Origin of the sequence: Myxococcus sp. MISCRS1, from assembly GCF_026626605.1 — a bacterium.
GTDB classification, from domain to species: Bacteria; Myxococcota; Myxococcia; order Myxococcales; family Myxococcaceae; genus Myxococcus; species Myxococcus fulvus.
In genome coordinates this window covers 7,206,520-7,218,476 of sequence record NZ_JAPNKB010000001.1, presented here as the reverse complement: position 1 = coordinate 7,218,476, position 11,957 = coordinate 7,206,520, and the positions used below count along the sequence as shown (strand labels likewise).

Annotated in this window: 12 protein-coding genes; 6 read left to right on the top strand and 6 right to left on the bottom strand. The window is 71.0% G+C overall.

The features are described from left to right. Positions 1-141: 141 nt before the first annotated feature. Positions 142-699, bottom strand: a complete 558-nt coding sequence (locus tag OWM54_RS28755; protein ID WP_223751395.1) for a GNAT family N-acetyltransferase — start codon at positions 697-699, stop codon at positions 142-144. Positions 700-896: 197 nt separating this feature from the next. Here OWM54_RS28755 and OWM54_RS28750 point away from each other — a divergent pair, with 197 nt between their 5' ends. Both OWM54_RS28750 and OWM54_RS28745 read left to right on the top strand, forming a co-directional pair. Continuing rightward, positions 897-1,982: an NAD(P)H-dependent flavin oxidoreductase gene (locus OWM54_RS28750; protein ID WP_267699582.1), complete on the top strand. Its 1,086-nt coding sequence runs from the start codon at positions 897-899 to the stop codon at positions 1,980-1,982. A 140-nt stretch (positions 1,983-2,122) separates the two neighbouring features. Next, a complete protein-coding gene (locus OWM54_RS28745) occupies positions 2,123-3,895 on the top strand; it encodes a DUF6311 domain-containing protein (RefSeq protein ID WP_267699581.1) in 1,773 nt (590 codons plus the stop codon). 4 nt (positions 3,896-3,899) lie between these two features. Here OWM54_RS28745 and OWM54_RS28740 read toward each other — a convergent pair whose 3' ends face one another. After that, positions 3,900-4,796 carry a bestrophin family protein gene (locus OWM54_RS28740; protein WP_223751392.1) on the bottom strand — a complete coding sequence of 299 codons (897 nt, stop codon included), beginning with the start codon at positions 4,794-4,796 and terminating at the stop codon, positions 3,900-3,902. Between the two features lie 73 nt (positions 4,797-4,869). Then, positions 4,870-5,919 carry a serine hydrolase domain-containing protein gene (locus OWM54_RS28735; RefSeq protein ID WP_267699580.1) on the bottom strand — a complete coding sequence of 350 codons (1,050 nt, stop codon included), beginning with the start codon at positions 5,917-5,919 and terminating at the stop codon, positions 4,870-4,872. A 99-nt stretch (positions 5,920-6,018) separates the two neighbouring features. On the opposite strand from OWM54_RS28735, the gene OWM54_RS28730 reads away from it, so the two are divergent. Further along, positions 6,019-6,600 carry a hypothetical protein gene (locus OWM54_RS28730; RefSeq protein ID WP_223781534.1) on the top strand — a complete coding sequence of 194 codons (582 nt, stop codon included), beginning with the start codon at positions 6,019-6,021 and terminating at the stop codon, positions 6,598-6,600. A gap of 61 nt (positions 6,601-6,661) precedes the next feature. On the opposite strand, the gene OWM54_RS28725 is transcribed toward OWM54_RS28730, so the two are convergent. After that, complete coding sequence (locus OWM54_RS28725) at positions 6,662-7,084, bottom strand: FixH family protein (RefSeq protein ID WP_223751389.1); 423 nt, start codon at positions 7,082-7,084, stop codon at positions 6,662-6,664. A gap of 166 nt (positions 7,085-7,250) precedes the next feature. Here OWM54_RS28725 and OWM54_RS28720 point away from each other — a divergent pair, with 166 nt between their 5' ends. Next, complete coding sequence (locus OWM54_RS28720; protein WP_223751388.1) at positions 7,251-7,880, top strand: hypothetical protein; 630 nt, start codon at positions 7,251-7,253, stop codon at positions 7,878-7,880. Positions 7,881-7,891: 11 nt separating this feature from the next. Continuing rightward, a complete protein-coding gene (locus tag OWM54_RS28715) occupies positions 7,892-8,539 on the top strand; it encodes an SCO family protein (RefSeq protein ID WP_223751387.1) in 648 nt (215 codons plus the stop codon). Between the two features lie 27 nt (positions 8,540-8,566). On the opposite strand, the gene OWM54_RS28710 is transcribed toward OWM54_RS28715, so the two are convergent. Continuing rightward, positions 8,567-9,502, bottom strand: coding sequence for a LysR family transcriptional regulator (locus OWM54_RS28710; RefSeq protein ID WP_223751386.1), 936 nt, complete (start codon positions 9,500-9,502; stop codon positions 8,567-8,569). A 180-nt stretch (positions 9,503-9,682) separates the two neighbouring features. Here OWM54_RS28710 and OWM54_RS28705 point away from each other — a divergent pair, with 180 nt between their 5' ends. After that, positions 9,683-9,943 (top strand): hypothetical protein, encoded by a 261-nt coding sequence (locus OWM54_RS28705; RefSeq protein ID WP_223751385.1) that lies wholly within the window; start codon positions 9,683-9,685, stop codon positions 9,941-9,943. 246 nt (positions 9,944-10,189) lie between these two features. Here the strand turns inward: OWM54_RS28705 and OWM54_RS28700 are convergent, their stop codons facing one another. Then, complete coding sequence (locus OWM54_RS28700; RefSeq protein ID WP_223751384.1) at positions 10,190-11,917, bottom strand: right-handed parallel beta-helix repeat-containing protein; 1,728 nt, start codon at positions 11,915-11,917, stop codon at positions 10,190-10,192. Between the last annotated feature and the right edge of the window lie 40 nt (positions 11,918-11,957).

The window sequence follows — 11,957 nt, the reverse complement described above, 5'->3', positions numbered from 1 at the left end:
AACCGAACCTCGAATCTAATCGCTCCCTTGCCCGGTGAGAAAGGGAGCTGGCGGGGTGAACACGCCCCCGGGGCGAGGACTAGCCCACCGGCGGACATAACACCAGGGCCCCCGTCGTGCCCTGGAATCCCACGCGTGGGGTCAGCCAATGGACGGAGCCGCGCGGCGGGCCCGCCACTCCTCGCGGGTCTGCCCCCACAGCTCCACCGTGGCGGCCTCGAAGGGGGCGGGGAGTCTGCCGGGCCCCCTCAGGCGCGAGCCCAGCCGGAGCGCCACCTGCTGGGAGGGGGCGTTCTCCGGGGCGATGGAGTGGATGATGTCCGTCCAGCCCAGGTGGTCCACCGCCCAGTCCATGGCGGCGCTGGCGGCCTCGGTGGCGTAGCCACGGCCCCACGTCTCCTTCAGCAGGGACCAGCCGACCTCGGTGCCGGGCCAGCCCTCCGGGCACCAGGGCCCCACCCGGCCAATCCACCGGCCCGTGGAGCGCTCCAGGACGGAGAACATGGAGAAGCCCTGGAGGGCCCAGCCTCCGGCCATCCCGCACATGCCGCGCCAGACGACGGAGCGCGGCTGCACCCCGCCGATGTGCCGCGCCGAGTCCGGGTCGGACATCAGGGCGACGAAGCCCTCGAAGTCCTCGAGCGCCGTGGGGCGCAGGATGAGGCGCGCGGTTTCAATCCTCGGTCCGGGTGCTTGCATGGTGTCCCTCGCGAAGAGCCAAGGCGCGGGAGGGTGGCACCCGCCCCCCACCGGGGCAAGCGCCGTGGCGGCCTGCTCCCACAAGGCGGGCTTCTTCGCGCCTTTATTGGAAAGGGGGCATGGCGGGCCGTCTACCCGGACAGGGCGGGGGCGCCTCGCTACGACAGGGCACCTGGAACGACGACGAGGGCTTTTCCATGTGGACCGACACGCGCGTGGCACGGAAGCTGGGGACCCGGCTCCCCCTGGTGCAGGGGCCGTTTGGCGGAGGGATGTCCTCGACGCGGCTGGCGGCGGCCGTGTCCGAGGCGGGGGGGCTCGGCTCGTTCGGTGCCCATCACCTGAGCGCCGAGAACATCGAGGCCACCGTCCGCGAGCTGCGGGGGCTCACCTCGCGCCCGTTCGCCATCAACCTGTGGGTGCCGCTGGAGGGTGAGAAGGCGCTGCGCCCGACGCCCGCGGAGTTCCAGGCGGCCGTCGACCGGCTGAAGCCCTGGTACGACGAGCTGGGGCTGGCGCAGCCCACGTGCCCGAGCGCGTTCTCCCAGGACTACGAGGCGCAGGTGGAGGCGGTGCTCGCGCTCAAGCCGCCGGTGTTCAGCTTCATCTTCGGCATCCCCTCGGCGCGGGTGCTGGAGGCGTGCCGGGCGGCGGGCATCCTCACGGCGGGCACGGCGACGAACGTGGACGAGGGGCTGGCGCTGGAGGCCGCGGGGGTGGACCTCATCGTCGCCTCGGGCAGTGAGGCGGGAGGCCACCGGGCCTCGTTCCTCCGGCCGGCGGAGGAGTCCCCGGCGACGACGGCGCTGGTGCCCCAGCTGGCGGACCGGGTGAAGACGCCGCTCATCGCCTCGGGTGGCATCGCGGATGGGCGCACGGTGGCCACGGCGCTGGCGCTGGGGGCCGAGGGCGTGCAGGTGGGCACGGCCTTCCTCGCGTGCGAGGAGTCCAACGCGAGCGACGTCTACCGGCAGGCGCTGCGCCAGGAGTCCGCTCGGGGCACGGTGCTCACGCGCGTGTTCTCCGGACGCTACGCGCGCGGCATCAAGAACCGCTTCCTGCGGGAGATGACGCCGCACGAGCGGGAGGTGCCGCCCTACCCCATCCAGAACTGGCTCACCCAGCCGCTGCGCCAGGCGGCGGCCCGGCAAGGACGCGAGGACCTGCTGTCGCTGTGGGCGGGACAGAACGCGCCCCTCATCCGGCACACGCGCGCGGCGGCGCTGGTCGACTTCCTCGAGAAGGACACCACGCGTGTGCTGGGACGGCTCGCGGGACTGTAGAGGCCGGGCGCTCACGCCTCCGTCACCCGCGCCGGACGACGGGCCGTCAAGCCTCGTCACGACGACAGCGCCCGAGGTGGAGCGCTCCGCTGCCCGCCCCGCCTTGACGGGGCGGGAAGTCCCGTGCTCAAGCACCGCCCATGTCGGACGCGAGTGACTCCAGCACCGCCCTGTCCCCCGCCGCCCCTGCGTCCCCGTCCCCGGAGACGTCGCGCCGACCCCCCTTCGTCCGGTGGTGCGACGAGCAGCAGGGACCACTCCTGGCAGCGCTCGCGGGGCTGCTCACGTTCCTGGCGACCCTCGGCGCCGGAGCGCTCCAGCCTGGGAAAATCGGCTGGCTCATCCGCGACGACTTCAGCCAGCACCTGATGGGGTGGCTCTACTTCCGGCAGGCCCCGCTGGGCTTCCCGCTGGGGTCGACCCCCAATTACATCCATCCGCTGGGGACCTCACTCGGGTACACGGACTCGATGCCCTGGGTGGGCCTGCTGCTGCGGCCCCTCTCCCCGCTGCTGCCCACGACCTTCCAGTACGTCGGCCCGTGGCTGTGCCTGTGTCTCATGCTGCAGGGCGCGGCGGCGGCCTGGGTCGCCCAGCGTCTGGGCGCCACCAAGCAACAGCAGGCGTGTGTCGGCGCGCTGCTGGTGCTGTCCCCCACGCTGCTGTCGCGGATGGCCCTGTCGCACGTCGCGCTCTGCACCCACTGGCCCCTGGTCCTGCTCGTGGGGTTGCACCTCATCCCCCAGCCAGACGCGCGCGCGGCACGCCAGGCCCTCTGGCTCGCGCTGGCGCTCTGCGTGTTCACCGCGGGCATCCACCCCGTCATCGCGGTGATGACGCTGCCGCTCGCCATCTCCCTCTGCGTGCGCACCGCGCTGGAGCGACAGCTGCCCGTGAAGGTGCCGCTGCTCGCGGCCGTGGCGTGTGTCGCGGCCATGCTGGGGCTCTTCTTCGTGTTCGGCTACCTGGGCACCCGAACTCCCGTGGGCGCGGGCGGCTTCGGTGAGTTCTCCGCGGACCTCAACACGCTCTTCAACCCGCACGGCCACCACTACAACTGGTCGCGCCTGCTGCCCTTGTTGCCTCGGCTCGGGGGACAGTACGAGGGGTTCGGCTACCTCGGCGCCGGAGGGCTGCTCGGGGCCCTGCTCGCGGCCGTCCTGCTCGCGCGCCAGCCCACGCCGCACCTCGCGCTGTGGCGACGCTGGCTCCCCGTGAGCGTCTTGTCCGTGGGGCTCGCCTTCTTCGCCCTGTCCTCGCGGGTGACCTTCCTGGGCAAGGACGTCGCCGACCTGTCCGCGCTCTATCGGCCCGTGCTGCCATGGGTCGAGGCGTTCCGCTCCTCGGGGCGCTTCATCTGGCCGCTCTACTACCTGGTGCTCCTGGGCGGAGCGCTGGTCCTCGCCAGGAGGCTGAGCCCCGCGCGCGCCACCCTGCTCGCGGGCCTGCTGCTCGGCCTCCAGGTGATGGACCTCAACCTGGGCGAGGGCCGACAGGCGAACCAGGGCGCGGGCCGCTGGGGCACGCCCCCCTCTCCCGAGCTCACCGCGGCGTCGAAGGGACGCGAGCACCTGGTCCTCTACCCACCGCAGATGCATGACAGCTCCGGCCGTGGCTGCCGCGCGGGCCCCATGGACTACCACCGCTGGGCCTACCGCGCGTACCTGCTGGGCCTCACCTTCAACAGCGGCTACGTGACACGGCTCGACGACGCTCGCGCCCAGGAGTACTGCCTGGGCCTGGACGCGGACATCGCGGCGGGCCGGTTGGACTCGCGCACCGTCTACCTGTCCATCCCCGCGCGCGTGGCCCAGCTCCAGCGAATCCCGGGCACACGCTGTACGCCCGAGGATGGCCTCTGGCTGTGTGTCCGCGACGCGCCCTCGGACGCGGTGCCCGTGACGGGCCGCTGAGGGCTCACGTCGTCGGGGGCGGCTGCGTCGGCTGCGGCTGCGCGGGGATGATGGCCGTCAGGTTGGCGTAGATGGTGGAGCAGATGAGGTCCAGCGGCAGGTCGTTGTCGTCGTGGCCGAAGGGGTCCTCGATCTCGACGCCAATCTCCTCGATGCCGAAGAACACGTACGCGACGATGAACGTGGCCAGCACCGTCAGCCCGCCCAGCGCGTCCAGCAAGGCGAAGGGCAGCGTGTAGCAATACACGAGCAGCGCGCGGCGCAGGTGCATGACGTACGCGAAGGGGATGGGCGTCTTGCGGATGCGCTCACAGCCGCCGAGGTAGTCGAGGAGGAGCTGGACGTTCTGGTCCAGTTGCATCTGCACGTACTCGGAATAGCGCCCCTCGCGGCGGCCGGCGTCGAGCAGCGAGCTCAGCTTGCGAGTCACCGCGAAGGGCACGTGCTGGGCGCCCATCACCTGGGCCACCTCGTCCGCGGGCAGCTCCTGCGCCAGCGGGCCCAGCGACGCCTTGCCTCGCAGCGACGACGCGGAGGCGAAGGGGAAGGCCGCGGTCCACCTCAGAATCGCGGTGTAGAGGACGGGCTGGGACTGGAGGAAGACGCCCGAGGCGCGCGCCAGGTTGCGCGTCTCGTTGACGATGCCGCCCCAGAGCTTCCGGCCCTCCCAGAAGCGGTCGTAGGAGGAGTTGGTGCGGAAGACGAGCAGGAGGCTCAGCGAGATTCCGGCCAGGGTGTGCACCGTGGCGGGGATGCTCACCGAGCGGACGTGGGTGTGGAAGAGGGCGACGCCCAGGGACCACAGGACGCAGACCATGACTCGGGCCACGATTTCGCGGACCATCGAGCCCTTGAGGTAGTGGAAGTAACTCCACCAACGATGCGGGTCGTACTCAACCATGGTGTCGGTGGGCGTAACCTGCCACGCCCTCGTCATGAGGCCGCAACCTTTTTCGGAAGGGGTGTCGCGCCAACTACTCCGGCGGCTGTGCGATGAGGCGGGAGAGGAGCGCGAACCCCGGCCCCTCCAGGGGCACGCGCCCCCGGAGTGCGGCGAACAGCGACCACCCGTGGTCCGCCAGCAGCACCACGCCCGTATCCGCCGTGGGCGCCAGGCCGATGAAGCCCACATAGCCCCCCATCACCGACGAGCACCACGCCACGGTGTGGCCCCTCACCTGGGAGAGCGACCAGCCCAGCCCCATGCGCACCTTGCCCGCTTCCGCGCGGGGAACCCAGGTCATCGAGAGCGCACGCGCCAGGCCCGCGTCCTCGCGGCCGAGGCACGCGTCGAGAAACTTCAGCAGGTCGAGCGTCGTGGAGTGGAGCGCGCCGGCGCCGGGGAGCGCGGGGAAGGTCCATCCGGGCACGGGGCGGCCTCGCGCGGTGTGGCCCGGCAGGAGCCTGGGCGCCAGCTCCTCCGTCACGCGCGTCGAGGTGTCGCTCATCTTCAGCGGCTTGAAGAGCCAGTCGCGGAGCGCGTGCCCGTAGTTGACGCCCGCGCGGCGTGAGAGCGCATGTCCCAGCACGCCCATGCCGAGCAGGGACTCGGAGAAGGGGCGCGGGGGTGGAGCGGTCGGGTGGTAGCCGCGCAGGAAGTCGCCGAAGCGCTGGGCGGAGTAGTGACCGAACGGGTCCTCCGGTCGCGACTCGGGCGCGTCCAGGTTGGGCGGCAGGTGGGGCATCCCGGCGGTGTGGGTGGCCAGCTGCTCCAGGGTGATGCGCCCCGCGTCGGCGTCGGGAAGCAGCGCGCGGGGAATCACCTCGCCGAGCGTCATGTCCAGCCGCGCCTGGCCCTTGTCCACGAGCAGGGCGAGCAGCGCGCCGGTGAAGACCTGCGTGAGGCCGCCCAGGCCGAAGACCGCCTCGTAGGCGGGAGCGTTGCCCTGCTTCCGGTAGGTCTGGACATGCCACTCACCGCGCCAGGTGACGCCGGCGCACAGCGATGCCGAGCGGTAGCTCCGCACATAGCGGCGGGTCTCCTCCTCGATGAAGTCGACGGCGATGGACGGGGGTGGGGTCACCAGGCTCCTCTACACCAAGGCCGCGGGGGTCCGCAGCGTCACTTCCCGGTTGCCCGGACGTGCGCGCCTGTCCATCGTGGGCGGCAAAGGAGATGGAGAATGCTCGCAGGTCTCGCGGCGGATGGAACGTATGCGGCAGGGGCTCGCCACACGATGGACATGAGCGCCGAGGACGCTTGGAGGAACTGGGCCGAGGGCTCGGGCCTGGGGCGGTGGCTCTCCTCGCCGCGCGCGGCGTTGAAGGAGGGTGAGCGGACGACGCTGAAGGATGGGACGGAGGTCCTGGCGGTCCGGGTGCGTGCGCCGGCCCTGCTGCGCATCCGCCTGACGCGCGCGGACTGGCCGCGACCGAGGACCGCGCAGCTCCGCGTCCTCCCGGCCGCGCGAGGGCACACCGTCGCGTTGCACATGGAAGGGCTCCCCGACGCGGCGTCGCGCGCCGAGTACATCCAACAGTGGAAGAAGGCGCTGAGCGGCCTGGAGACGACGCCCGCGAAGAAGTCGGCGGCGAAGAAGACTGGCGCCAAGGCGGCCTCGAAGCAGAAGACAGGCGTCAGGAAGGCCCCGGCGAAGAAGGCCAGCGCGCGCAAAGTGGCGTCGAAGAAGACCGGCACCAAGGCGACCTCGAAACAGAAGGCAGGCGCCAGGAAGACCCCGGCGAAGAAGAAGGCGAGCACCTGAGCCGCTTCCCTCGCGGACGCCTCAGTCCTCGCCCGACCCGGGCACGGTCCTCACGCGCACCTCATCTGCCCAGTTTGAGCGTCACGCTCGCGGTGTCCTGCTCCCGCCCCGCGAGCGTGAAGCGCAGCTCCCACGTCCCCGGCATGAACAGGTCGAGCTCCGACACCTCGAACACGCCATCCGAGCGCGACGTGACGCGCGGGGCCTCATCGATGCCATGTCCCATGGACGGCATCCACGGCTGCACGCGCAACTCCAGTCCCTGAGCGAGCTTCCCGTTCGCCGCATCCGAGACGCGAACGGTGAAGCGCTGTGGCCCGCGTTTCAGCGGCGTCGCCGTGGACAGCACCTTCACGTGCCACCGTCCCGAGGCACTCTGCGTCATCCCCACCACGGACTCCGCGGTGCTCGCCTCGGCCTGCGCGCGCGGCGTCGCGAACGCCGGCGCTCCCGACAACATCATCCACACGACCCATGTCCTCACGTCGACGCTCCATGGACGCGTGTCTTCATCACGCCCCACGGTGACTGTAGCCAGACAAATCCTCCGTCCCCTTGCGACATGTTGCCGCAACCAGGCATGCGTCCCGCGCCCTGCGACAATTCACCGCGTTCGCCACGACAGAGCTTGAGTCAATGTCGTCAGCACGATGTCCGCGCCCGCTCATCCGCCGACGCACCGTCGCCCGTCCTCGGCGATGCTCTGGTTCCTCACGCTGCTGGAGTGGCTGGGCATCCTCCTCTTCGTGCTGACGTGCGCCGCGCTCGTCGGCGTCATCGGGAAGACGCTGCACGAAGGACGTCCAGCGACGACCCATCCCACGGTCCTCCCCGACTACGGCCCCCTGCCCGCCTTCTCACTGAGCGACGACGCGGGCCGCCCGCTCGAGAACAAACACCTCCGAGGCCGCGTCACCCTGCTCCACTTCCTCTCCGAGTCCGAACTCCAGCCCGCTGGCCTGCTCGCGGTGCACACGAGCCTGGAGGCCTCCGGGCTCGGCGTGGACGTCCTCCTCGTCACACGGGACGAACCACCCGTCCCCCTCCCCAGTCCCCTGCCCCGCGGCTGGCGCAGGCTGTGGCGGGGAGACGCCCTGGAGCAGGCGATGCGCGCGGTGACGCGGGGACATCCCGCCGAGGACGCCACGTCACTGCTGCTCCTGGTCGACCCCCTGGGCTCCGTGCGCGGCATCTACACGAACGCCCTCACCCACCCCGAAACCGCTCGTCAGGTGGAAGAGGACGCTCGATGCCTCGACACCTGCGGGCTCCAGCACTGAGCACCCCGCCCATGAACACCAGGCCCCGCCGTCGCCTCCTCCCCGTGCTCGCCATTGGTGCGAGCCTCAGCCTGCTCGTCGTGGGCGCGTGGCCCTGGCTCCAATCACGGACCCTCGAGGCGAAAGCCCGAAGCCTTCCCGACTTCGGTCCCCTGCCCCACTTCGAGCTGCGGGACCAGGAGGCCCGCGCCTTCACCCAGGCCCAGCTGGAGCGCCGCGTCGTCGTCGCGGACTTCTTCTTCACCCGCTGCCCCACCGTCTGCCCCCTGCTCACCGAGCGCATGGCCCGGCTCCAGCGACGCGCCCGCGAGCAGGACGTCCCGGTGCACTTCGTGTCCTTCAGCGTGGACCCGCGCTACGACACACCTGAACGGCTCGCTGCCTACGCCCGGGACCACGCCCTCGACACCGCCAACTGGAGCCTCGTCACGGGCCCCCTGGAACAGGTGGAGACCACCGTCCTGAAGGGCTTCCGCGTCATGATGGGCCGTGCCGAGGAAGCCGACGAGGACGACTTCCTCTCCCTCTTCCACGGCGAGCACTTCGTCCTCGTGGACGCCGCGGGTCGGCTCCGCGGCTACTACCGCGTGACGGAGGACCCCCAGGGGCTGGAGCAGCTCCTCGAGGACGCCTCCGCCCTCGCCCACGCCGCGCGCTGACGGACCGCTACGCCTCACGCCACCCGCTCACCGTCCCGAGGCCGCCTGACGGACCTCACCGCGCGCGCGGAACGGCGCGAACAGCTCCACCGCCCAGTCCACGAAGGCGCGCAGCTTGGCGTTCATGTGCCGGTTCTGCGGATACACGATGAAGACCGGGAACGGCTCGCATCGCCACTCGGGCAACAGCCGCACCAGCGCGCCGCTCGCCAGATGCGGGCGCACGACGAACTCCGGCAGCTGCGTCACGCCCAGCCCCGCAAGCACCGCCGTCAGATGCGCCGTGCTCTCGTTCACCGCCACGCTGGCGCGCCCCAGCACCTCCAGCCGCTCCTCGCCCTGGAGGAACGACAACGGAATCACCCGCCCCGTCCGCGTGGAGAAGTAGCTCACGATGTCGTGGCCATCCTGCAAGTCGGTGGGCTGCGCCGGAGTGCCCCTTCGCTTCAGGTAGCCCGGCGTGGCGCAGGACACGAACTCCAGCTCACCGATGCGCCGACCGACCAGGGCCGGGTCCGGCAACACGCCGCCGCGAATCACGCAGTCCACGCCATCCCCCACCAGGTCCACCGAGCGGTCCCCCACCCCCAGCTCCAGCTGGATGTCCGGGAACTTCTCCCGGAACGACGGCAGCGCGGGGATGAGCAGGAAGTTGGACACCGACGAGCCCGCATCCACCCGCAGACGTCCCCGGGGCCGGGTCCGCGCGCTCGACACGTCCGCCTCGATGTCCTCCAGGTCCGCCAGCAGCCGGGACGTCCGCGCGTAGTAGGCCGCGCCCTCCGGCGTCACCGTCACCCGCCGCGTGGTGCGCTGGAGCAGCTTCACTTGAAGGTGCGCCTCCAACCCCTGCACCAGCTTCGTCACGGAGGGCTTGGGCATCTTCAAGGTGTCCGCGGCCCGGGTGAAGGTGCCGGCCTCGACCACCCGGGCGAACACCCGCATCGCGGTGAGCTGGTCCATGACGTCGTCCTCGAAGTGTCCAGGGAGGGAGTCCCGGGGACCCCATGATTCTTACCCGAATGAAAACATCCGTGTCCCCAGCCATCGCCTGTCGACAAGGCTGGAACAGCCGCCACCCTGAAACCCATGTCACCGGATGATGTTAGTCTTTGGGCTTCCCTTCACGAAAAGGCGGTCCCCATGAAGACGTGGCTCGCGGTGACGTTGGGCGCAGTGGTCGGACTCGCGGCGGCGGTGGTTCCTCCGGCGGCCGTCGCGGGCGCCTCGGAGCAGGAGCACGAGCAGAAGGACCCCTCGGCCTATCCCGGCCCGTGCTTCCTGGAGCTCATCTGCGAGAACGGCTCGGTGCTCCGGTGCAACGGCACCTGGGAGTGCGACTACGGGAGCAACTGGATTCGCTGCGACGGCGCCGCCTGGGGCTGTGACGGCTCCAGCACCTGACCCACCGGAGTGCTCCCGGGAGCCCGTGGCGGCGCCCGGGAGCACCCCTCCCGCGACTGACGGGCGACGCGCTCGAGCCGGAACGGCGTCCCCGACTCGCTCATGGTGAAGCAGCCCGAGCCGTTCGGCGCGTACTCGAGGGCCTCGCCCTGACCCTCCACCGTGTCCGTGAGGGCAACGGGGTGGCCGCGAAGGCCGTCTCGAAGGCCGCGCCCGGAGACACCGTCTGGAAGGCTCACGGCCTGCTCACGGCGCGACGTCGAGGAGCCCCACGCCCTTCGTGTGCCACTCGGTGCCGGGGGCGGTGCGCAGGTCATCGGCGGGGGGCGGCAGCAGCTCCCAGAGGGCGGCGTTCTGGGGCGGCACCTTGTTGGTGTTCTGCGCGCGCGCCCGGTAGAGCTGGCCGTCGTGCATCACCAGCGCGCCCGCGGCGTACGTCACCTCCGGTGAGTTGGGGGCACGGATGGCGCGGTCCGTCCACATCTCCAGCGCGCGCGTCGCGGTCCCCGCCGGCAGGCCGGTGTTCACGAAGGTGAGCGCGGGGACGGCGCCGTTCACGTTGCCGGTGGCCGTCACGGTGCCCACGGTGCCGGTGCCGCCCGTGAGCCCCGCGATGAGCCGGCGACCGCCCTCCCAGCGGTTGTCCTTGAAGGTGATGGGCGAGGTGACGGTGTTCGCCTTGCTGAGCACCACGCCCGGGTCCGAGGAGGTCGGATAGACGCTCTGGTAGCCGAACTCCAGCCCGCGGAAGGCGTTGCGCTCCCAGAGGAACCTCGAGCCCGTCCCCACGGTGCCACCGAACCAGATGCCCAAAGACAGCGTGTCCGCGAAGTAGTTGTCGGTGAAGTCCACGTCGAGCGGCCCGTCGCCCGACTCGGGCTGGGCGAAGAAGTTGAGCAGCGCGCCCGCGCCTCCCACGAAGACGTTGTGGTGGAAGCGGATGCGGCCCGAGCGCACCGTGGCCTGGGAGTTGTTGTCCTGGTACTGCTGGAAGACGGCGCGCCAGTCGATGGCCCCGAAGGCGAAGACGTTGTGGTGCACCTCCGCCCCGTCGCCCAGGCTCTGGACCTGGAGCGCCTCGCTGCCGGTGCGCACCAGCCGGTTGTTGTAGACCTTGAGGTTCGTGGCGAGCGGCGTGGGCGCGCCCTGCGTGGAGCCGAAGTAGATGGCCTCGCTCGCGGTGTCGTGGATGTAGAGGTCGTGCAGCTTGATGTCGTTGAGCGGCGGCGCCACGCCCCCGCTCGCCGCGCGGTTGATGCGCACGCCGGCGAAGCCCGAGCGGGTGATTTCCAGGTACTCCAGCTCGAAGCTGTGCGCGTCCCCGATGCCCACGCCCATGTGGCCTTCACTCAGGAAGATGCCATCGCTCAGGATGCCGTAGCGGTTGCGCGACGTGGCGTACTGGCCGCAGCGGTGGCCCGGGAAGTCCGCGTGGCCGGTGCCCGAGTCCGGGTCATACCGGCCGGTGAGCACCCAGTTCGAGCCGCCGCCCATGGACCAGATGTAGCCCTGCGTGCTGCCCGCCTTGGGACGGATGACCACCTGGCCGCCCTTGTTGGTGATGACCAGCGGCCGGCTCGCCGGGCGCTGCGGCAGGTTGCCCAGGTTGATGAGCGTGTAGTTGCCCGCGGGGATGTAGAGCCGGTCCAGCGTGCTCCAGTCCACGTCGGGGTAACGCGTCTGCACGTTGGGGATGTACATCTCCCCGTTGGTGGCGTTGGGCCCCGGCAGCGTGAGGGTGTTGCCCGGCGGGCCGAAGCGGCCGAACGGCTCGCACGCGGCCTCGGTGACGCCGCCACCATCCGGGTTGCCCGCACCGCCGTCCGCGGGAGGGTTGCCACCGTCCGGCGTCAGCCCACCATCCGCCGTCCCCGCGTCCCCCAGCGAGTCGGGGCCCTCATCGGGCGGGTCCTCCGAGGAGCAGGCCGACGTGAGGCAGACGACGAGACACAGCGCCCAGAGACTCCGAATCATGAGGTGGCTCCTGAGGGGAAAGGAGGCCACCAGCCTAGCC